Origin of the sequence: Pedobacter africanus, from assembly GCF_900176535.1 — a bacterium.
Taxonomy (GTDB): domain Bacteria; phylum Bacteroidota; class Bacteroidia; order Sphingobacteriales; family Sphingobacteriaceae; genus Pedobacter; species Pedobacter africanus.
Genome location: NZ_FWXT01000005.1, coordinates 194448 through 218364, shown reverse-complemented (window position 1 = coordinate 218364; position 23917 = coordinate 194448). Strand labels below are relative to the sequence as shown.

Below are 23917 nucleotides of genomic sequence, written 5' to 3'. Positions count from 1 at the left end.
AAGATAAAAAAAAGAAAAAGGACAAAAAGAAAAAGGAATGCTGTGAAAAGTATAAAGAGGGGAAAAGATGCAAAAACTGTCCTAATGGCTAAAGAAATAATCCTTGGGTTTTATACTGTAAATTCTTAAGCATCTCTGGTCTGACTCTGTGATAGCCCTGCATAAAATTCATTATAGTTCAAAATTTTAAAGAAATTATTCTGCGTCCATGTATTGGCTGGGTGTTTTACCAAATTGTTTTTTGAACTCCCTGCTGAAATACTTGCGGTCTGCAAAACCAACCATATAGCCAATTTCATATACGGTGTGTTGTTTTTGCAGCAATAGCTGGGCTGCCCTTTTTAAACGTATCGATTTTGCAAAGTCATTTACAGACATATTGGTGAGCGCCTTGAGCTTTTTGTAGAGGACAGACTGGCTCATACCAATCCCCTCGGCCAGTTGCTCTACGCCGAAATGCTCATTTTCCATGTTCTTTTCAATGATCAGGACGAGCTTTGAGAGGAATTGCTCTTCTACAGGGGCCAGGGCAATTTGCTGAGGTTCAAGGACCAGCTGCCTGCTGAATTTCTGACGCATTACCGCTCTTGCTGTAAGCAGGTTACGGACATTTAGCTGGAGTATTTTTTGGCTGAACGGTTTTGTCAGGTAAACATCTGCCCCGCCCGTAAGGCCGCTGATCTGATCTGTTTCGGCGCTTTTGGCCGTTAACAGGATAACAGGGATATGACTTGTTCTTTCGTCCGATTTCAGTTTGCTGCAAAACGTAAAACCATCCATCTGGGGCATCATTACGTCACTTACAATTAGGTCTGGCACTTCTTCTGTAGCCTTTGTCCAACCTTGTACACCATTTTTAGCGGTAATGATATGGTATTCCTGCTGCAGTGATTCCGTAATCAGTTGTCGTAAGGCAGCATTGTCTTCCACGATTAAAACGGTATAAGCTTTTGTTCTGGCTCTGTCGTCTATTGTTTTTGAAGTGTCGCTAAGTTCGGCTGGTGGTGTAATGCGGCTTTTATTGTTTTCTGTAGATGAATCTTCAGGTTGCAGGTAACCGGTGTTTTTAAAATGCCCATTGCCCAACTGTAGTGTGACTGTAAAATTGGTATAACCCGGCCCCTCGTGTTGGGCAGGTATGCTGTTTACCGCAATGCTGCCCTTGTGAAGTTCTGTTATATGCTTTGAAAGGGCCAGGCCAATTCCATAGCCCGTATTCTGGATGTTATGATCGTCTATCTGGAAAAAATTAGTAAATAGACGATCCAGGTATTCAGGGGCTATGCCTCTTCCTGTGTCTGTAATACTAATAACCACTTTATCAGATAAGGTATTAAAGGCAATGGCAATCCGGCCACAGGGTGGGGTAAATTTAAATGCATTGGAGATCAGGTTAAAAAAGACTTTTTCAAGCTGCTCCTTATCAAAATAAACCACCAGGCTTTCCTGATCATGCGTCAGCGTATAATCGATCTGTTTTTTTTCTGATAGCGCTTCAAAGGAACTATAGATGTTTTTAATGAAATCGACCAGGTCATGGGCAGCAATCCGGAGTTTCAGGTGCCTGGTTTCTGCTTTTCTGAAGTCCATAAGCTCGCTAACCAGTTTCAGAAGTCTGTCGGCATTGCTTTTTACGCTGCTCATTTCTTTATTTAGTTCTGCTGTTTGCCAGCTGCTGTCCAGCATCTTTTCTATCGGAGCCATAATCAGCGTCAGGTGTGTGCGGATTTCATGAGATACATTTGTGAAAAAATTGAGTTTGTTCTGATGAAGCTCTTCATCTTTGATCAGCAACTCCCTCAGGTAGAAGAACCTGGTAATAAAGAACACGATGGCAACCACTAAAATGCTATAGATACAAAATGCCCACCAGGTTTTCCAGAATGGTGGTAGAATTTCGATTTGTATACTTGCAGGCTTACTCCATAGCCCATCATTGTTAGCTCCTTTAACTAAAAGTGTATAATTTCCTGAAGGCAGGTTAGTATAAGATGCGGCCGGAATACTGGTTTCAATCCATTGCGTATTTACGCCCTGCAGTTTGTAAGCATATTTGTTCTTTTTCGATTTGATATAGTTCAGCAAAGCAAACTGTATCGTAAAAATATTCTGATCGTATTTAAGCTGTAGCTTGCTGGTGAAACCCAAATCCTGTTTCAGCAGTCCATCTGAAGTGCCGATTTTTACGGGTTTATTGAAAAGCAGCAGGTCGGTGAACACAACAGGCGCCCTGTAATTATTTTTATTGATCTGATCGGGGAAGAAGTGGGTCAGACCATTATAACCGCCAAAAAAGAATTCCCGGTCTTTACCTTTAAAAAAAGAATAATAATTGAATTCATCGCCCGCAAGACCATCACTAGTAATATAGGTTTGGAAGGTATGTGTTTGCGGATCAAATTTCGAAAGGCCATTTGAGGTGCTGATCCATAGCTGACGCTTGTCATCTTCAATGATGCCCAGCACGTTACTGCTGAGCAGCCCGTCTTTAACCCCATAGGTGCGTGAAAAACTGCATTTTTTCGGATCATACATCTTTAAACCGCCATAATAGAGCCCTATCCAGATATTTCCTCCCTGATCTTCAATAATACAGTTGATGAAGTTGGAATTATTGCTGACACTGTTATTCACTTTGAGTAAACGAAAGGACTGAAGCATTTTAAGGTCTCCTGAAAAAGCATAGAGGCCAGTAGTGGCGGCTATCCAGATGTTCTTTTTAGAATCTTCGAACAGGAACTTGATATTTTTATCTTCAAATATTTTCAGTTTACCTGAAAGGGGCTTAGGCTGTAGTTTGCTATTGGCCTTGTCAAATATTCTTAATCCTGTTTGGCTGCCCACCCAGAACCTTCCGTAGCTATCTTCAAGCAATGCAACAATTTCAGACCTGGTGGTATTGAGGTCGTCCTTATGGGTTAAGAACCTGGTAAATTTTCCGGTTGATTGATTCAACAAATTTAAGCCTCCTCCATGCGTACCCACCCATATATCTCCTGTTTTGTCCTTGTAAACTGCTTTTACAAGGTTGGATCCCAGACTTTCCGGATCATTTGGATTATAGGTATAAGCACCAAAGTGTTTATTGTTCCCGTTGTAGTAGTTTAATCCGCCTCCCTCCGTTCCAATCCATAGTTTGCCATTTCTGTCTTCCGTAATCGCACTTACCACATTATGGTTCAAACCAGGGTGTTGCTCATGATATTGCCAGGTTTTAAAGTTTGTAGGGGCAGCGTAAACTACATTTACCCCGCCATAATATGTCCCAATCCATACTGATCCATTGATGTCCTGGTAAATACTGTATATTGAATTTTGGTTCAGGCTCTTTGGGTTCGCTTTGCGGTGCTGGAAATTCCTGAATTTTCTGGTTTGCGGGTTTAATATGCTAAGTCCTTCCTGGGTGCCGATCCATAGTTCGCCGGAGCGTGTCATGATCATTTTCCGGATGGCATTGTGTGCAGGTCCGTCATTGTTTAACGGCTCATGTTTGAAGGCAGTAAAAGTTTGGGAGTTCCTGTCAAATAAATTTATTCCACCATTTTCGGTTGCAAACCACAGTTTTTTTTGCAGGTCCTCTACTGTTCCGGTAACGGAATTGTCGCTGATGCTGCCTGGGCGATTGTTGTTTACAAATATTTTGATGGCTTCGATGCTTTTTTTGATAGAAAGCAATACCAAGCCATTGTTGGTGCCTATCCAAAGACGATGATCATGATCTTCAAATACACTTAAAATGTCGCTTTTTGCAATATTCAAAGGTAGTCCCAGTTTTTCAGCACCTGAAAAATTATCGGAATTTCGGTCACTAAGAAAAAAGAGCCCCTTGTTGCTGGCAATCCATAGCCGTCCATGACTGTCTTCCTGAATATTTCTTATCAAAATGTAAGGCCTTTCGCCGGTTACCTTTGCCAGTGTAATGCGTTTAAACGTGTTTTTCCTGGGGTCAAATTTATTCAGACCATTGGCTGTGCCCACCCATAATATTCCCTTGGTGTCGTTATACAAAGCCGTTACATAGTCATCGCTAAGTGTGCTTGTATCTGTTGCACTGCTTTTATACAAACTAAACCTGATGCCGTCATATCGGTTTAATCCAAACCTGGAGCCATACCACATAAAGCCGCGGCTGTCCTGAGTAATGGAAAATATAGAATTTTGCGACAAGCCATCTTCGGCCATCAGATGGTTGAAAACAAGTTCTTGTCCTTTACAGTACAATTGTACCAGAATGACCAAGACTGTCAAAATGGTTCGTTTGATGATCACTGGTTAAATTCAGATGGTTAGTTTAGCAACTGAAGATACTGTTTTTTGATATTAAAACAAGATTTTCTCCCCAAATAGCGAGGATTTTCATCCTTCTGTTTTTTTTAATCCAGGCAACTTTACAAAAGCCAAATTAATTTTTGATGCCCAACATCAATAAACTTAACTAAACAAACTATGATGAAATTTTACTTAAAGGTATTGGAACCGCATGCGTACGGGAAGGTCTTGTTTAAGGGACTGCTGTTTGCAATGCTTTTTCCCGTTTCGTCCTTTGCTCAGAACAATAACGGAGGCAAAGGAACAACAGGTGCTGTACAAACATCGGGCGTGCTGAGTGGTATGCTAACAAATATCTACGGAGAACCTCTTTTTGGGGTGCAGATTAAGAGCAAATCTGATGGGGCAGTCGCTACGTCAGACAATAAAGGACAATATTCCTTATTGATTGATTCTGGAGAAGTAGCCGTTTTTTCTTTAAAAGGTTACCTGACCAGAGAGGTGAATGTTTCGGGCGGTAAGCTGGACCTGGTTTTAACAGAAGCAGAAAAACAGCAAAACAGCGTTTACCGTCTGTATGATACCCAAAATAGAGTCTCAAGTATTTTGTCCACAGAAAGTGTGTATACCAGGGATTTGCTCAGTTCACCAGTTACCGCCATTAATAACGCACTGACCGGGAGAATGTCTGGACTAAGTACCCTTCAGTCAACCGGTATACCAGGTCTGGATGCCTCAAACTACTTTTTAAGGGGACAGTCGCCAACGATCCTGATCAATGGCGTACCCAGAGACGTGAGTTCAATAGATCCGGAAGAGATCGAGTCTGTTACCGTCCTGAAAGACGCGCTTGCTACTGCAATGCTGGGCGTTCGTGGATCGGGCGGAGCGATACTGATCACAACAAGAAAAGGTGAGGTTGGTAAACAAAAGATTTCCTTTACTGCACAGCGAGGACTGCAAACACCAATGCGTATGCCTAAACCCTTAAATGCCTTTAATTATGCTACGCTCTATAACGAGGCTTTGGTTAACGATGGAAAAGCACCCGTTTACACTGCCGAAGATTTGGAAGCTTACCGTACCGGTTCCGACCCGATGGGGCATCCGGATGTAAACTGGTATAAAGAGATATTGCGGAATAATGCTCCTTTTACCCGGTACAACCTTCATACTTCGGGTGGAGGAAACAATGCGCGTTACTTTGTAGGTGTGGATTACCTGGATCAGAAGGGGCTTTTAAAGACATCTGACGAGAATACCTACAATACCAATTCAGATTTCAAAAGGTACATCGTACGTACCAATATTGATGTTGACCTGACCAGTAACCTGATGCTCAACCTGAACTTGTTTGGGAGGATTGAAAATGGTACTGCTCCGGGGGGAAGCGGGATTGCCACTTTCAATGGAAGATCGGTAAACCTGGGGATAAATACGATTTTTGCTTCACTGGCCACTACACCTAATGGTGCCTATCCTTTGTTTAATCCAGATGGCTCTTTAGGAGGAAATAAGGACTACCAAAGAAACATTTATGGACAAAGCGTGCGCTCAGGCTATACTTTGAGTTATTCCAGGGAAATGTCAGCAGACCTTTCTTTAAAAAGGGATTTGAAAGATGTGCTCAAGGGTTTGTGGGTAAAAGGTTTTGCCACCTTTAACACCAACCTGGCGGAGGTAACCCCCAGGGGAAAAACATTTGCAGTTTATCAGGGAAAAAATGATCCTTCTGGTATCACTTACCAGCGTTTTGGTACTGATGGAACAATTACAGCGGGTACCAGTACAAATACCTATCAGTACAAAAATTTCTATTCTGAGCTTTCTGCAGGTTACGACCAGTCTTTTGGCGGGCATCACATAAAAGCCTTAGCTACAGCCAACATTCAGTCTATCAGTATTTATAGTGATCTGCCACTAACTTACAAAACCCTTGGCGGAACATTTTCATACGATTACAAAACAAAGTACCTCGCAGAGGTTGTGATGAGCTATAGCGGACTGAACCGCTACCGTGATGGCAAACGTTATGGTTTCTTTCCTGCTGCTGGCTTAGGTTGGAATATGGCAAAGGAAGACTTTATCGCAAATCACGTAAAATGGCTCAATACTTTAAAACTGCGCAGCAGTTATGGCCGGACGGGAAATGCCAATGCGGGTTATTTTGTTTATAACCAGTATTTTGCTGATGGCGATGGTTATTATTTCGGAACCGGATCGGGTACCTTCGTTTTTTCTGTAGGAGAGCAGACCTTAGCTAATCCGAATGTAACCTGGGAAAAAGCGGATAAATTTAACCTAGGAGTTGATCTTGGATTGTTTCAGGACAAACTTACACTGACTGCAGAGTACTATAACAACAAGTTTTTTGATTTACTACAAACCAGGGGGAAAAATACCAGTATTATTGGAAATACCTTTCCCCTGGAAAACATTGGCATAATAAGGTATAAAGGGGTTGATCTGACTGCGGCCTATCGTGATCATGTTAAGAATTTCAATTATTTCATCTCCGGAAATGTAACATCCAACAACAATGTCATTGAGTATAGTGATGAGGTGCTGAGAGCATACGATTGGATGAAAAGAACCGGACAAAGGACAGACCAGACCTTTGGATATATTGCAGAGGGCTTTTATCAGAATGCAGCAGATATTGCAAACAGTCCTAAAACAGAAGGTTATAACCCTGTTCCGGGAGACATTAAATATAGCGATTTGAACAAAGATGGGATCATTAACCAGTTTGATGTAACCGGGTTGAAAAATAAAAGACCGATTATTTATTATGGACTGAATTTTGGTTTTGACTACAAAGGTTTTGATTTCAGTGCTTTGCTGCAAGGTGCACAAAACCGTAGTGTGTATGTAAGCGGTCCTACCCAATGGGAATTTCAGAGTGAAGGGAAAGGGCAGGCCTTTGAACAGCACCTGAACCGCTGGACCCCTGCAACTGCAGCAACAGCTACATATCCCCGTCTTTCAGTTGGAAGCAATCCGAATAACCAGGCCAGCTCTTCTTTCTGGCTGCGCTCGGGCAATTATATGCGGTTAAAAAATATGGAACTGGGCTATTCCTTGCCTTCGCGACTGGCTGCAAAAGTTAGACTGGCATCGATCCGTGTTTTTGTAAACGGAATGAACCTTTACACCTTCTCGGAGACAAAAGATTATGACCCCGAAACCTTTGGCGTTGCCTACCCGGCACAAAGAATCGTTAACGCTGGAATCAACATTAAACTTTAATCCTATGAAACATTTTATATACATCTTCTTGGGCGGACTATTGTGTTTAACCGCATGTAAGAAAAATAATATTGAAGAAGTCCCGCTGGAAAGATGGACCGAGGACCTGATCTTTGATACAACAGATTCATTGGGCAATTATGCCAAGAATTTTCTTAATGATATCTATACTTTACTTCCTACAGGTTACAACCGCATAGGCTCAAATTTTGCAGGATTGTCTACCAATGATATGTTGGATGCCGCTACCGATGATGCCATTTCCTCAAGGGCCTCGAGTAACATAGAGTCTTTTACAAACGGAAGGATCAGCTCTTTCAGTGTGGTAGACGACGCCTGGGACAAAAATTACAGGGGCATCAGAAAAGTAAATATTTTCCTGGCCAATGTTGGAAAGGTACCTTTTCTCAAAACTATGATTACCGAGAAAAACTACTGGATAGCCGAAAGCCGGTTTTTGCGGGCCATGTTTTATTTTGAACTTTTTAAACGCTACGGCGGTGTTCCTCTGCTTGGAGATCGGATACTGACGCTCAATGATGACCTGGCAATTAAAAGAAATACTGCAGAGGAATGCAGTCAGTATATACTTTCTGAACTCGAGGCGGTAAAAGATCAGCTCAGGCCTAATCCGCTTCAGGATGCCGATTTAGGCCGGGTTTCCAAGGCTGCCGCACTTGCACTAAAGTCGCGCCTATTATTGTATCTGGCGAGTCCATTATATAACAGCAACAATGACCCTTCGAAATGGCTTGCGGCGGCGAATGCAGCGAGAGACCTGATGACATTAACGAATACGATTGGATTGGAAAGCGCTTACCTGAATGTATTTACTGCACGCAAGAATAAAGAAGTTATTCTGGCTTTTCAACGTACACCAGATATTTCTGTTGAGCGGAACAATGCACCAATAGGGTATACGGATGCAGTAGCCAGCAACGGCCTGACCAGCCCCACTCAGGAACTGGTAGATGCTTTTGAAATGAAAAACGGAAAAGCAATTACTGATCCGACATCAGGCTATAGTGGGTCAAACCCATACTTTTCGCGTGATCCGCGTTTTTACCATACGATTTTCCACAATGGAATGACTTGGGTAAAACGGGCAGTAGAAACCTTTGAGGGGGGCTTGGATAAACCGGGCGGCATCGTTACACAAACCCGCACCGGTTACTATGCCAGGAAGTTTATGGCCGATTTTTCTAATGCCACAACTTATAGCAACCAGACGCACAACCCCATTATTTTTCGCTTTGCAGAGACCCTGTTAAATTTTGCAGAGGCACAGAATGAATATGCCGGACCAACGGCGGAGGTAAAAAAGGCAATTGAAGATATCAGACAACGGGCAGGGTTGGTCCCTTTTACATTGGCTGCAAATCTTACAAAGGATCAGATGAGAGAAGTGATCCGTCATGAAAGAAGGGTAGAGATGGCTTTTGAAGAGCAACGGTTCTGGGATATCAGAAGATGGAAGATTGCTGAGCAGGTGATGAATGGAAAGCTGCATGGAATAAAAATTATACGTACAGCCCCTGGGGTGTTTACCTATACCCCTATTGAAGCAGCAACAGTAACATTTGATGCAGGAAAAATGTACAGTTATCCGATTCCATACAGTGAGATCACTAAAAACACAAATTTAATCCAAAACCAGGGCTGGTAGACCATTTGGTTCTCTGGAAATAAACTAAACAAACAAGGTTATGCAAAGAATTATATATATCACACTTGCAATGGTTTTCTTCGGGCCGGGCATTTTGCTGGCACAGACCAAAGTGATAAAAGGATTGGTCAGGGAAAGCGGGGGACCGATGCCTGGTGCCACTATTACGGAAAAGGGACTTCCTAACAACGGAGCCCAGACCGGGGCAGATGGGAGGTTTCAGTTGACACTCAAGGGAGGCAGTCAAACCATTATCGTAAGGAGTATAGGTTTTATTTCCCAGGAAGTAAACGTTGCCGGAAAATCGGAAGTAAATGTTACCCTTGCCGTTGATGCCAAAGGACTTGAAGAAGTAATCGTTGTGGGTTTTGGTAAGCAAAAGAAGATTACCAATACCGGGGCAGTGAGTTCCATTAATGCGGCTGAAATCCGGCAAAACCCTACAGCCAGCGTTCAGAATACCCTGGCAGGTAGATTACCAGGCTTCTTTTCTCAGCAGAGAAGCGGCCAGCCGGGAAAAGACGGTGCAGATTTCTTTATTCGCGGGGTGAGTAGTTATACTTCAGGGCAACGGCCCTTGATCATTGTCGATGATATTGAATACAGCTATTCTGACGTTGCCCAGCTAGATCCAAATGAGATTGAAAGCATCTCTATTCTTAAAGATGCATCTACAACTGCGATTTATGGTGTCAAAGGCGCAAACGGAGTAATGGTGATTACCACCAGAAGAGGTGTAGCCGGAGCACCTGTGATCAATTTTAAATCTGAACTCGGATTGCAGCAGAAAACATTTACCCCTAAGTTCCTGGGTTCTTATGAAGCTGCTGTACTTACCAACGATGCCCTGGTGAACAGTGACCAGACCAAGCGTTTTACAGACAGGGACCTTGAACTTTTTAAAGATGGCAGTGATCCATATGGACATCCTGATGTAGACTGGTTTAAGACACTCATGAAGCCAACTTCGCTGATTTCAAGAAACAACCTGGATATTTCTGGCGGCACGGAAAGTGTTAAGTATTTCGTTTCATTAGGCTATTTGTGGCAGAATGGAGCACTGAGAGATTTCAGTAAAAAAAGCGAAGTAAACAATACCCATTACTACAAGCGCTACAATTTCAGGTCAAACCTGGATATTCAGGCCACCAAAACATTAAATTTCAGACTGGATATGACAGGCCGCTTTGGGGAAACCAATGAGCCGATCACAAATAGCCCTAACTCAAATGGATTGATCGGTGAGATCTATAGCTTTAATTTTTTGCCACCTTTTGCCTATGCGGTATACAATCCGGATGGTAGTTATGGAACCAATGCCAGCTTAAGTGGTGTAAACGTGGTAGGAAGGATAGCTACACAGGGCTATACCAGAAGTTTTGACAATGATCTGAACATCACTTTCGGGGGAACACAGAAATTGGAGATGCTTACCCAGGGCTTATCAGCAAAGGCATTGATCTCTTATGCTAGCTCACAGACCAATACCAGGGGATTGTCAAGGACCAGCACAAGCTTTCCAATGTATTACTACAACCAGGAAACAGGGTCCTATACGCCTAAAGATGCCACCATTTACCGGATACCAGCCTATAATCTGAGCCGTTCAGCAGGAGGTGTTTCCAGAACCACCAATATTCAGGCTTCCTTGAATTATGATCACAATTTTGATGACCACCGGGTATATGCATTGGGATTGTACAATAGGAACAGCTATATAGAAAATGACAATAGTAAGGCAGGATCAAGTTTGCCTACCAACTTCAGGGGTGTTACCCTAAGGGCCGGATATGATTATAAGCAAAAGTACTTGCTGGAATTTAATGCAGCCCGAAACGGTACAGATAAATTTGTTGGCAAAAAACGCAATGGCTGGTTCCCGGCAATATCTGCGGGATGGAACATTGCCGAAGAACCCTTTTTTAAAAAGAGCATTCCATTTATCAACCTGTTTAAAGTCCGTGGATCGTATGGTTTAGTTGGCTCCGATAATATTGGTGGTGCGCAATTTGTTTACGATCAGGTTTATACCAACAATGGTAGCTATTCTTTTGGACAGCAGCACAACAGCTATGCCGGGATACTGGAGGGAACCCTTGGCAATGATAATGTGACCTGGGAAAAGGAGAAGAAGGCAGATGTTGGTTTGGATATGAGTATGTTTGAGGGAAAATTTACGGTTACGGTAGATTATTTCAACAACAATAGGTTTGACATTCTGACCAGCCGGGCAAGTGTTCCCCTTATTGTTGGGATTGGTCTTCCTCCTGTTAACCTGGGTAAGGTGAATAACAGGGGCTGGGACGGTGAACTGAACTACAGGGACAACATCAACAACTTCCAGTATTTTGCCCGCGCGACCTTCTCCTACGCCAAAAATAAAATTGTTTTTAGAGATGAGGCAAACCCGAGATATCCCTGGCTGGCAAGAACCGGTCAGCCTGTAGGCCAGGGTTTTGGTTATGTATTTGACGGATATTACCAGGATGCAGATGATATAGCGAACAGTGCCAAACCTACCACAAGCATCAAGCCCGGCGACTTAAAATATAAGGACCTGAACGGAGATGGAATCATTGACGCATTGGATCAACGTCCGGTAGGAAGCCCGAATTTACCAAGTACTACGATGGGCCTAACCCTGGGTTTCAATTATAAAGGTTTTAGTTTCAGTGCTTTGTTGCAAGGGTCGTATGATTATTCCATGTATTTTGCTTCGGAAGCCATTGAGGGCCTAAGCTCTAATTTTCAGCCCATACACAAACAATCCTGGACGCCTGAACTGGGCAATAATGCAAAACTTCCTTTATTGGGAACCAATAGTACCATCAGCCGTGCCAACGTATCTTTATCAGACTTCTGGCTAATAGATGCCAAGTATCTCAGACTTAAAACCATGGAGGTAGGGTACCAGTTGCCGGTTCAGTGGACAAAGGCTATTGGTTTCAAAGGTATCAGGGTATATGCAAACGGTTATAACCTGCTAACCTGGACAAATGTAAATAAGTTCTATCAGGCAGATCCGGAGTCCGTAAATGCATCGGGTGGAATTATCAATACCGGGGCAATTACCGCATATCCTAATCAACGCATCTATAATTTCGGTGCTAACTTTTCATTATAATGAGCAAGACCATGAAAAAAAATATATACTTTATAGTGGCAGTGCTCCTGTTGGGAGTGGGAGCCTGTAAAAAAGGAAGTTTTCTTGACGCCAAACAACCTAGTGACCTGAATGAGGAATCTACTTTTACAGATAGCGTACGAACTATTGCATTCCTCACACGTTCTTACGTGGATGTCGGTTTTAACTTCGACGCCAACCGCTGGGAAGGTGGTGGGCATCCGGTATTAGCAGATGAAGCCATCCCTGTTCGTTTTACGGGGCCACAGAATGATGCGATATTAATGGCCAGCGGAGCACTTTCTGCCTCAAGCACCAATGTTGCCAAGCAGGTTCAGGTTTTAAATAACTGGAAAACGCCATGGGAAAACATAAGAAGGACCAACGTTTTTCTCCTGAATGTTGGACGTAGTCCTTTGAGTGAGCGGTTAAAGAAACAATTAAAGGCGGAAGCCCGCTTCCTCAGGGCCTGGTATTATTTTCAGCTGGTAAAAGTATATGGAGGGGTACCTTTGATAGGGGATGCAACCTATACCGCTACGGATAACATTGATCTGCCCCGCTCTAATTATGGTGACTGTGTAGATTATATTGTAAAGGAGTGCGAAGCGGCGGCAGCCGATCTCCCCTCGTTTAGTGAGCAGCCACAGCAGGACTATGGTCGCATTACCAAAGGAGCTTGTATGGGCCTGAAGTCGAGAATGTTATTGTATGCTGCCAGTCCACTGTTTAACGGAGGCGGGATTGCCAATGACGCAGCGCTTAAGAATATTGCCGGCTATGCTACAGCGGATCCGGAACGCTGGAGCAAGGCCGCGCAGGCAGCAAAAGATATCATCAGTTCAGGCAGCTACACTTTGATGGAGGATAATGTAACGCGGATGGGCTATGGGTTTTACAATGTTTTTCTGAAGCGGTACAATAATGAGTACCTCTTTGCTGCAATGAAGGCTCCAAACAGGGAGTATGAAAATAATTTACTGCCTACTTCCAGAACCGGAAGTGGTAAGTCGAGTGCGCCTACCCAGCAACTGGTGGATGCTTTTGGGATGGAAAATGGATTGCCGATAACTGATCCTGCTTCTGGATACAACGCCAATGATCCTTATGTTAAAAGGGACCCGCGCTTTGGGAACAGCATCATTTACAATGGCTCCAGGTTCTTTCTGGCCAGCAGCAACGCCATGGTTGCCGTAAATACTTTTGTAGGTTCGAGCCCAGACGGACCAGCAGCAACAGGGCCAATCAGTATTCCGGGGTACTATTGGAGAAAGATGATGATTGAAGATGGTTCAGGTAATACTGAGCGCTGCTACCCTTTAATCCGTTATGCTGAAATTCTGCTCAATTATGCGGAAGCATTAAATGAGTACCAGGGTCCCATAGCTGAAGTATACAATACCCTGATACAAGTCAGGAAGCGGGCAGGCATATTGCCGGGATTAAATAGCAATTACGGACTAAAGAGCGGCATTACCAAGGACGAGATGCGTTTGGTTATCCAGAATGAGCGTCGGGTAGAACTCGCACTGGAAGAGCATAGGGTATGGGATGTAAGGAGATGGAAAATTGCGGAAGTAACAGACAATGTAATGTTAAAAGGGATGAAAATCACAAAAACAGGAAATAATTTCAGCTATGAAGTGATTGATATCAAACCTCATGCATTCAGACCGGCATTTTACCTGTTCCCTATCCCTGAGTCTGAGATTGCAAAATCTCCTAAACTGCTACAAAACCCAGGTTGGTAATTACAATTCCCCCTCCGGATATATCGGAGGGGGATGCTAACTTAGCGCAAAATCAAATTAACCTGATTGTTTATATAAAGAAATGGTAATGACAAAAACTATACTGCTTAATTTTTTACTTCTGCTTTGCAGTTTAACAGTACCTGGAACATTAAGTGCAAAATATACTGGCGCAGTGAAATACTACATAGATCAGGAGAATGGAAATGACAACCAAGAAGGGACATCGGAAAAACGGCCATGGAAAACACTGCAAAAAGTGAATGCGCAGGTTTTTAAGCCTGGCGATCAGATCCTTTTTAAACGCGGAGGCAAATGGCAGGGGCAATTGGTGCCCAAAGGTTCGGGAACTAAAGAACAGCCCATTGTTTTTGGGGCTTATGGCAAGGGTGCTTTGCCAGTTATTGCTGCCGAGGGCAAGTTTATTGATGCAGTTTTGATAAAAAATATCAGCCATGTGACTATAGCGTTTTTGGATGTCTCCAATCTTGATACAGGGGTCAAAGAACAAAAAACAGGCCCTACAGGGATTCGTATTCTTTCTGAAGACATCGGTACGATTTCAAATATCCGTATTTCAAATTTGTTCGTGCATGACATTAATGGCGACAACAAAAAAGGCAGTAAAGAGGGCCACGGAATTTTTTGGGATTGCCAGGGGCCTAAAGCAAGTAATATAGAAAATCTGCTTATTGAAAATTGCAGGCTGGAACGTGTAGACCGGAATGGTATCCGCGGAAATGGGACATTCGGCTTCAGGAACAATTGGTTCCCGAACAGGAACCTGACGATCAGGGGCTGTACCCTTTCAGATATCGGTGGAGATGGAATTGTGATCAAGGCTTTTGATGGTGCTTTGGTAGAGCATAATAAACTGTTTTACATCCGAACAAGAGCAAAAGACAATGCAGTAGGGATATGGCCGCACAGCAGCGACAATACGGTAATTCAGTTTAATGAAGTAGCCTATACCCAAAATGACGATTGGTCTAACGATGGTCAGTCGTTTGATATTGACGGCAATTGTAACCATACCATTATTCAGAATAACTACAGTCATGATAACGAAGGTGGATTTATGCTGGTTATTTCTGATGCCATAAATGTAAAAAGCAAGATGACTAAGAATAGCATTATCAGAGATAACCTGAGTGTAAATGACGGCAATAACCGTAAAAGGCTTTTTAATTTCGCAATGGCTTCAGATAGCACGCTGGTTTCAGATAATGTGTTTTATAACAATTCAAAAGATTCTGTTAAGATAGAATTTGTTGATTTGGAATACACTGGCCAGAAAAACGTGCTGTTTGAGCGCAATGTTATCCATTATACCGGGGCCTCATCAGCGGTTTTTAGTAAAACAGCAAAACAGTATGGAAGGCTGAACTGGAAGGATAACACTTTTAATGGTAATATCTCGGGTAGGGAAAACCTGTTAAATGTCATTAATGGCGAGGCCTTGCTCAAAGACAAGGACAGCAAAAAATATCCCTGGTCGCTTTTAAAAAAATTAAAACTTAACAAGTATAAATAGTTGAAGAAACAGACGGAAATACAAAATCATATCATGCAGTATAAAAAAATCATTGCCTTTATTCTTTTAATATCTTGGGCAGTATCCGGATATGGCAGTAATGCCAGACAGATCCTTCCTTTAAATAAGAACTGGCAGTTTTATTTTGCATATAATTTTGAACAAAACATAGAAAAGCAAAAGGTTAACCTGCCCCACACCTGGAATGCCGAAGAAACCCTGAAGGGTATAGCCAATTACAATCGTACCTCGGCTATTTATGAAAACACTCTTACAGTAACCGATGCAATGAAAGGGAAGCGATTATTCCTGTATTTTGAAGGGGCAAACAGTGTGGCCACGATATTGCTGAACAATAAATTCGTAGACGAGCATAAAGGCGGATATACCGGTTTTTGTATTGAAATAACAAAATTTGTGGGTCTGGGAGCAAATGCGCTTACAGTCCAGGTTAGCAATGCCTACCGTTTAGATGTAATCCCCCTGCACGGCGATTTTAATGTCTACGGAGGGATTCACCGTCCGGTTTCTTTGATTGTTACAGACCAGGATTGCATCAGCCTTTTGGATCATGGTTCTTCAGGAGTATACATCAGTCAGCAACAAGTGTCCCCGCAATCCGCCAAAATTAATGTCCTGAGTAAAATGTCTGTTGGAAATCACTCTGGATTGTCATTAAAAACCACAATATATGACCGGGAGAAAAATGTGGTTGCATCATCAGTAGCGAACATTACTGATGCAAATAGCAAGGAGGCGAGGCAGGATATCAGCATTAGCAATCCACGTTTGTGGAACGGGAAAGCCGACCCATACCTTTATACGGTAGAAGTCAGCCTTTTAAAAAATGACCAGTTGATTGATCAGGTGTCGCAGCCCCTGGGACTGCGCTTTTTTCAGGTAGACCCTGATAAAGGTTTCTTTCTGAACGGGAAATACCTGGATCTGTATGGTGCGGGCCGCCATGAAGATCTGGCAGGAAAGGGCTCGGCTTTGAGCGATGCAGATCATGAGAATGACATGGAACTCATCAAAGAACTGGGTGCTACGGCCATGCGTTTAACGCACTACCCTCAAAACAAACATTTTTATGATATGTGTGACCGCAATGGAATTATCCTTTGGTCGGAGATTCCTTTTGTAGGGCCTGGTGGGTATACAGGTACAGGTTATCTAAAAAATAAAGAACTGGAAGCCAATATCAGGACAATGCTTATTGAGCTGATCAGGCAGAATTTCAACCATCCCTCCATTTGTTTCTGGGGGATGTTCAATGAACTAAAACTCAATTATGATGATCCACAGCCTTTTATCAAGGAGTTGAACACTTTGGCTAAACAGGAAGATCCGGGTAGGCTAACTACGCTTGCGTCAAATCTGGAGCCCGAAAAATTTAACGGACTGACGGATCTGATGGGCTGGAACAAATATTACGGCTGGTATGGTGGCAATTTTGATGAAGTGGGGAAATGGGCTGATGATGTACATCGGGTCCTGCCGTTTACCCCGATCTCAGTAAGTGAGTATGGGGCAGGAGCCAGCCCTTTTAAGCACACTGAGGTGCTGACCAAACCTGCCCCGACCGGGCGTTTTCATCCCGAAGAGTGGCAGACTGCTTTCCATGAAAAACACTGGGAAGCACTAAAGCGACGGACATTTGTATGGGGTAAATTTGTCTGGGTGCTAGCTGATTTTGGATCTTCTATCCGCACCGAAGGGGACCGCACTGCCATTAACGACAAGGGGCTGGTGACTTACGACAGAAAAGTCAAAAAGGACGCTTTCTATTTTTATAAAGCCAACTGGAACCCGGAACCTATGCTGTACATTGCAGAGCGGAGGAACAACATCCGGTATAGCAAAACAGCGGCCGTTAAAGTGTTTTGTAATGCGGGAACAGTTAGTTTATGGGTAAATGGCAAGATATATCCGAAGAAGGTACCGAACGATTTGAAAACCATTTTATGGCAAAATATTAAACTGCAGCCAGGTAAAAATACGATCCTGGTGAGGTCTGTAACCAGAGGGAAAGTATTGGAGGATAGTTGCGTCTGGAACCAGATATAACCAGGTTCAGGCCATATCGCCTAAATGAAAACAGTGCCTGCACCTGGGTTCATAGCTGTCTTTTTCGCCCAGCAGTACCCTGCTTTCGCTGGCGGCGGTTCGATAGGAATATACAGCCGGACTGCCGCAGCGTACACAAACTGCATTTACTTTGGTTACCAGTTCGGCAATGGCCATTAAGGCCGGGACCGGGCCAAAAGGCTTGCCCTGAAAGTCCATATCCAGTCCGGCAACAATAACCCTGATTCCCTTTTGTGCAAGTTTGTTACAAACTTCGGGCAGGTTGTCGTCAAAGAACTGAGCTTCATCAATACCTACTACCTGTGTATTGGCACCTAAAAGTAAAATTGCCGATGAACTTTCTACCGGGGTAGACTGGATGGAATTCAGGTCGTGCGAAACCACCGCAGTTTCGTCATATCTGGTGTCTGTTTTTGGTTTAAAGATCTCTACATTCAGTTTGGCGATCTGCGCACGTTTTAAACGCCTTAACAATTCCTCTGTTTTGCCGGAAAACATAGAGCCGCAAATTACTTCAATACTGCCGCAATACTCACCCCGCCTGTAATTTTGTTCGCTGAATAACATGTTGAATAGGATCTTAAAGCCTGCTAATATCAGAATTTTGTAGTACTTTTGAATGGCAAGTTACCAACATAAAACATCAAATCTCCCGTTATTAAGCTATGATGAACCAAGAGGATATTTTTAAGAAAGTAGGTCAGATACTAAATGAGCTTCAGGATCAGTACGATTTTTTGGCGCAAAACCCAGGTCAGCTCAATGAGCTGGAACTGGAACTTTTCCTGGCGAATGCAAACTTTTTATCAGATCACGTTCAGATTGTAAAGAAAATTAATAGCAACAGGCCACAGCGTGCAATAGCAGAACACATTGTAAAGGAGCCAGCCGAGCCAGAAATAACAGTAATTCATGAAGAACCAGCTGCCCGGATGGAAGAACCAGCTGCTGCAGAACCTGCTTTTCAGGATGAATTGTTTAAGCTGGAATCTGAACCTTCAAAACTGGAATTCCTGTTGAATGAAACTCCTGTAATAGACAAGTTTGAATTTGAAGAGCAACCGGTAGAGGCTATTTTTGACAGGCCTTTAAGCGCTGAAGAAGAAGAGATCATTGCCCAAAAACAAAAACTGAGGGATACTCAGCCGGAACCCATTGCAGGTGTGATTGTCGAAGAGCAGAAAACGGAGCCAGTTCTTGCAACAGCACCTGAGCAGGAAAGCATTCCTGAACCAGAGCCGCTGCCAGAACTTGTACCCGATATTGTTGAAGAGAAGACCGTCCAGACTTTTACTTCTGAACCGGTACCAGATAAAATAGAAGCAAAGGTAGTGCTGCCCGAACCAGAAGCCAGTGTAGTAAAGCCAACGTTAAACGACTTGCTGGCAGGTAAAAACAACCTGGCGGGAAGCCTGAACGAGGAGAGCAACAAGGCTGCGATTACAGATCTGAAACAGGCTATTAACCTTAACCAGAAATTGCTATTCATAAAGGATCTTTTTAATGGTTACAACCTTGCTTATGCAGAGGCGATTGAACTGCTTAACAAAATGCCGGATTTTAAAACCGCCGATACATTTTTACAGCACAATTATGCGGTAAAAAATAATTGGGCTGCCAAACAGGGTACTGTTGACCAATTTTATGAACTGCTGAACCAACGTTTTCCGGTTGGCTAAATAAACCCCATCCGGTTCGAGTCCAGCTTCAGGAAGATAAATAACAATACCGTAAAACTCCAGAGTGATGAGCCTCCATAGCTGATGAAGGGCAAAGGAATGCCTATAACCGGTATAATTCCGATGGTCATCCCTATGTTGATGAACACATGGAAAAAGATGATACAGGCTACGCAATAACCGTAAACCCTTGAAAAGGTAGAACGCTGCCGTTCAGCCAGGTTAATGATGCGCAACAGCATAAAAATGTATAAAGCGATTACGGTAAAACAGCCGACAAAGCCCCATTCTTCTCCAATGGTCGAAAAAATAAAGTCAGTACTCTGTTCCGGCACGTATCCGTATTTAGTTTGTGTTCCCTCCATAAAACCACGGCCGGTAAGCTGGCCTGAGCCTATGGCTATTTTGGATTGGTTCACATTATATCCCGCACCTTTAGGGTCGGTCTTTAAGCCAAGGCTCACTTCTATACGTGTGCGCTGCCGTGTGGTCAATACGTTTTCAAATATGGCTTTGGCAATGAACAGGTAACCTATTGCAGCTATGGTAATGACCCCTATGGTGATCATCCTTTGCTGTTTTTTCTTGTTGAAGTAAATAAACAAACCACCCATTGCCAGGATAGCAGAAATCAATATCCAGGGCGGTACAAAAAGGTTGAGGATAAACAAAAATGCCATTCCCCAGAAAATAACCAGTAAATACCCCGGTAAGCCTTCCCGGTAAAGGGGAAACATAAAAGATAGAAACACGAGCATAGAGCCTGCATCCGGCTGAAGCATAATCAGTGCCATTGGCAAGCCAACAATTATCACTGCCATCATTATGGGCTTCAAAGTATTGAGTTTCGGACTGTAAGAACTGATATACCTTGCCAGAAGCAAGGCTGTTCCAAATTTGGCCAGCTCGGAAGGCTGTAAACGAAAAGACCCGATCGGGATCCAAGCCTGGTTACCACCTACATTACGGCCAACTACCAGTACGGCCAGTAAAAGTAGCATCGTTACACCATAGATGATAGGTGAGAAGACACTGAAAAACTTGCCGTCGAGCAATAAAATGGAAAGGCCTAATATCAATCCGGTAATCACAAAGATCAGTTGCTTACCATAGTTACTGGCAAAATTAAAAGTAGTGGATTCCTCAGGGTTAAATACGGTGGCATAAATATTCACGAAACCAATCGTACACAATGCGATGTAAACCAGGATAGTGATCCAGTCTACATTGAAGAAAAACCTGTTGCTTTGCTGATTGCTCATTTGGTAGTAGGAATGGGTTTATTGATCGTTTTATCTTCAGGTTTGATTCCTGTGGAAGGTATTGGCGGAAGAACCTTTACCCCTGAATCGGTACCTTTTGGCTTAGGTTTTACCTTTGGTTTTGGCGGTTCAGGCAATACTACCTGTTTCTTCATCCATTCTACTTGTGCAAGTTTGTTTTTTGGCAATGCACCTTTTAAATATAACTCGGTGATGTAGCTGGCAATAGGTGCGGCATAGGTACTACCATAACCTGCATTCTCTACAATTACGGCAATAGCAATCTTAGGGTTGTCCCTAGGGGCAAAGCCGATAAAAACAGAGTGGTTTTTACCACGTGGATTTTGTACGGTTCCTGTTTTTCCGCACATCATTATCCCCTCAATTCTGGACTGTATGGCTGTTCCCCAGGGCGTATTTACAGCATCCTGCATTCCATCGATTACCGGCTCAAAATGCCGGGCCTCCACATCTACATAGTTCTTTTTGACATATTCTTTTTTGATGACCCTGTTTTTACCGATGGCCTTTACCAGGTGGGGTTTAATGTAATAACCCCTGTTGGCAATAATAGCCATAATATTGGCCATTTGCAAAGGTGTGGCATCCATTTCTCCCTGCCCTATGGCCAGGGAAATTACTGTCCCAAAATTCCAGTATTTGCTGTATTTTTTTGAATAATAAGCGGCATCATAAAGCCTTCCTGCTTTTTCTGAAGGCAGGTCTATCCCCAGTTTATCGCCCAAACCAAATTTTCTGACTTTCTTTTGCCATTCATCGTAAGCCACTTTCTGGTTGGCATACTTACGCTGGGTAATCAGTTGCTGGAAAACGTAACAGGCATAAGTGTTGCAGGATCTGGCCAGCCCTCTGCGCAAGGCAATATTTCCATCAACATGTTCACATTTTACGGTATGGCTCCCTACTTTGAAGTAACCCGGACAATTAAAAGTTGTATTCGGGTCAATTACCCCTTCCTGCAAGCCTAGCAAGGCATCCAAGGGCTTAAAAGAAGAACCTGGTGAGTAGTACCCCTGTATGGGCCGAATGTTAAATGCGCGGTTGGGGTTGCTGAGCAGGGCCATATAATTGTTGCCCTGACTACGGCCCACCATTAAGTTTGGATCATATCCCGGGCTGCTTACAAAGGCAAGTATTTCTCCGCTGGCGGGCTCTATGGCTACAATACTCCCTACTTTGTTCTGCATCAGCTGCTCACCGAGCTTTTGCAGTTTAAGATCTAAAGAAGAGATCAGACGGTCACCCGAAACAGCAGTGGTATCAAACCTACCCTCGGCATAACTGCCTTTAGGTACATTATGGACGTCGTACATCATATTCACCACACCTCTTTCGCCCCTTAGCAAAGTTTCATAAGATTTTTCCACACCAGATTTACCAATATAATCACCCGGACGGTAATATCCTTCCGAGTTTTGGATGTCTTTTGGGGATACCTCCTTGATATAGCCCAAAAAATGTGCAGCTACACTGTCTGGATAGTGACGGATGGTACGGCTTTGTACAAAAAAACCCGGAAAACGCGAAAGCTGTTCTGAAAGCGCAGCATAAGTTTGAATAGAGAGCTGCTTTTCAAAAATGCCTGGCTGGTACCTGGACTGGTTGGAAACCTTTTTGAAGTTCTTTTTAAAAGTAATGGTATCTATACCTATGAGCTGGCAAAGCGCTAAAGTGTCCATATTTTTGACCTGGTTTGGGATGACCATCAGGTCGTACACCGCTTCGTTCTGGGCCAGGGGCTTTTCATTGCGGTCAAAAATTACACCCCTTGCCGGAAAGGTATAGATTTTGCGTAACACATTACTCTCGGCCGAGATGAAATATTTGTCGCTGGCCACCTGTATATAAAACAGGGTGCCTATCAGTATCAGCGCAACTGCAATGAATAAACCCTGTATTACATATTTCCGACCAAACAGATTATCCATTAGCGCATTTTTCTATTATAGAATATAAATTCTATCAATACAACAGTAAATAAGGTGAATATGCCGCTAAAGAAGCACCTGAGCAGGGTATAAGAAAATTCCGTCAGCCGGAATGTTTCCAGAAAGAACAGTACCAGGTGATGGGAAAATGTACACAAAACGGCATATAGAATAAACCACTTAAAACCCATATTTCCTAGAGTAGGCTCCGGCTCGTCGAAACCATCGCGGTTCACCGTTACAGAAATGAACAGTATCCTTACAAACGCCAGCATAACACAGGCTGCGGTGTGTACACCCAGGGTGTCGTAAAAGGCATCGAGTGTTAAGCCTGTAATAAATGCAACCAGGTAGAGCAACAGGTTGGGCATGCCAAAAGGAAGCAGCAGCAGAAACAGGATGTATACAAATGGAGTTGCAATGTTGTAAAAACTCAGGTTCCTTAGCAAAAGGATCTGGATCAATACAAGCACAAACCACCTGATTATATTTATCAATATCAATCTGCTATTCATTGGGCAATTTTGCTTCTAATTCTTTCTGTTCAACGGCATATTTATCAAAAATTACGTACACATATTGTAAGGTACTGAAATCATTGAAAAGTTTAATTTCGAGCGACATAAAATTATCTCCTGTAGCCACTCCGGTATTGGTAACGGTTCCAACAGGAATTCCCGGAGGGAAAGACCCGAATCCTGAAGTTACAATGCTGTCTTTCAGGTTCACTTTAAAATGGTTCGGTACGTCTTTAACATAAGCCTTCCTGTAATCGGCATTGGCAACGCCCCATACCAGTGTACCGATGGCCTTGGTATTTTTAACCACCACACTGATTTTGGCGTCTTTGTGCAACAGGGATCGGATAGTGGCCAAATGTTCAGAAACATCCAGCACATGACCAACTACACCTTTTCCGGGCGATATTACCGACATTCCCGGGGCAATCCCATCTGCGCTTCCTTTGTTGATGGTAATTACATTGTTGCGCAGTGTAATGGAGTTTTTAATTACCCTTGCCGAGAGGTAGGTGTACTGGGGAGCGCCTGAAGTATCTGTAACAGTTGTTTTTTTTGCACTGTCTATACTTTTTAATGTCAGCAATTCGGTTTTTAGTTTCGCATTTTCCTGGGCCAGGCTGTCGTTCACATTCCCAAGATTAATGTACTTCTTTAAAACATTCAGGTTCTGATATACTTCTCCAACAACCTCATTGGTAGAATTGACCATGATACTGCGCTGGTAAGCGTTGTTCTTTACCGTAAGGATAACACCAATAGCGAAAAAAATAATAAAAAGAAAAAATGCGTTATATCTGTTTATGAAAATCCAAAGGTTACGCATTT

The 23917-nt window shown here is 43.1% G+C and carries 13 protein-coding genes; 7 read left to right on the top strand and 6 right to left on the bottom strand.

The genetic code is table 11. The features are described from left to right. Window positions 1–195: 195 nt before the first annotated feature. Window positions 196–4269, bottom strand: coding sequence for a hybrid sensor histidine kinase/response regulator transcription factor (locus B9A91_RS22970; protein WP_144009025.1), 4074 nt, complete (start codon window positions 4267–4269; stop codon window positions 196–198). 177 nt (window positions 4270–4446) lie between these two features. On the opposite strand from B9A91_RS22970, the gene B9A91_RS22965 reads away from it, so the two are divergent. From B9A91_RS22965 to B9A91_RS22940, 6 genes are all read left to right on the top strand, one after another. Continuing rightward, entirely contained in the window at window positions 4447–7518 is a 3072-nt protein-coding gene (locus B9A91_RS22965) for a SusC/RagA family TonB-linked outer membrane protein (protein WP_084241406.1), read from the top strand. A gap of 4 nt (window positions 7519–7522) precedes the next feature. Then, window positions 7523–9184, top strand: coding sequence for a RagB/SusD family nutrient uptake outer membrane protein (locus tag B9A91_RS22960; protein ID WP_084241405.1), 1662 nt, complete (start codon window positions 7523–7525; stop codon window positions 9182–9184). Between the two features lie 40 nt (window positions 9185–9224). Then, window positions 9225–12308, top strand: a complete 3084-nt coding sequence (locus B9A91_RS22955; protein ID WP_084241404.1) for a SusC/RagA family TonB-linked outer membrane protein — start codon at window positions 9225–9227, stop codon at window positions 12306–12308. A gap of 11 nt (window positions 12309–12319) precedes the next feature. Next, window positions 12320–14059, top strand: coding sequence for a RagB/SusD family nutrient uptake outer membrane protein (locus B9A91_RS22950; protein WP_159451771.1), 1740 nt, complete (start codon window positions 12320–12322; stop codon window positions 14057–14059). 88 nt (window positions 14060–14147) lie between these two features. Beyond that, window positions 14148–15593: a right-handed parallel beta-helix repeat-containing protein gene (locus B9A91_RS22945; RefSeq protein WP_159451770.1), complete on the top strand. Its 1446-nt coding sequence runs from the start codon at window positions 14148–14150 to the stop codon at window positions 15591–15593. A 33-nt stretch (window positions 15594–15626) separates the two neighbouring features. Continuing rightward, complete coding sequence (locus tag B9A91_RS22940) at window positions 15627–17660, top strand: glycoside hydrolase family 2 protein (RefSeq protein ID WP_144009024.1); 2034 nt, start codon at window positions 15627–15629, stop codon at window positions 17658–17660. A gap of 6 nt (window positions 17661–17666) precedes the next feature. Here the strand turns inward: B9A91_RS22940 and B9A91_RS22935 are convergent, their stop codons facing one another. Then, window positions 17667–18248, bottom strand: coding sequence for a thymidine kinase (locus B9A91_RS22935; RefSeq protein ID WP_084241400.1), 582 nt, complete (start codon window positions 18246–18248; stop codon window positions 17667–17669). A 98-nt stretch (window positions 18249–18346) separates the two neighbouring features. On the opposite strand from B9A91_RS22935, the gene B9A91_RS22930 reads away from it, so the two are divergent. Beyond that, window positions 18347–19360: a hypothetical protein gene (locus tag B9A91_RS22930; RefSeq protein WP_084241399.1), complete on the top strand. Its 1014-nt coding sequence runs from the start codon at window positions 18347–18349 to the stop codon at window positions 19358–19360. Here the strand turns inward: B9A91_RS22930 and rodA are convergent. The 4 genes from rodA to mreC are packed head-to-tail and all read right to left on the bottom strand — an operon-like array spanning window position 19357 to window position 23915. Beyond that, window positions 19357–20622 carry a rod shape-determining protein RodA gene (gene rodA, locus B9A91_RS22925; protein ID WP_084241398.1) on the bottom strand — a complete coding sequence of 422 codons (1266 nt, stop codon included), beginning with the start codon at window positions 20620–20622 and terminating at the stop codon, window positions 19357–19359. The two genes, B9A91_RS22930 and rodA, sit on opposite strands and share 4 nt — an antisense overlap. Next, entirely contained in the window at window positions 20619–22571 is a 1953-nt protein-coding gene (mrdA, locus tag B9A91_RS22920) for a penicillin-binding protein 2 (protein ID WP_084241397.1), read from the bottom strand. Before mrdA ends, rodA begins: the two co-directional genes overlap by 4 nt. Next, window positions 22571–23086, bottom strand: a complete 516-nt coding sequence (locus tag B9A91_RS22915) for a rod shape-determining protein MreD (protein WP_084241396.1) — start codon at window positions 23084–23086, stop codon at window positions 22571–22573. The genes mrdA and B9A91_RS22915 overlap by 1 nt, the downstream gene beginning before the upstream one ends. Then, window positions 23079–23915, bottom strand: a complete 837-nt coding sequence (gene mreC, locus B9A91_RS22910) for a rod shape-determining protein MreC (protein ID WP_084241395.1) — start codon at window positions 23913–23915, stop codon at window positions 23079–23081. Before mreC ends, B9A91_RS22915 begins: the two co-directional genes overlap by 8 nt. Window positions 23916–23917: the final 2 nt, after the last annotated feature.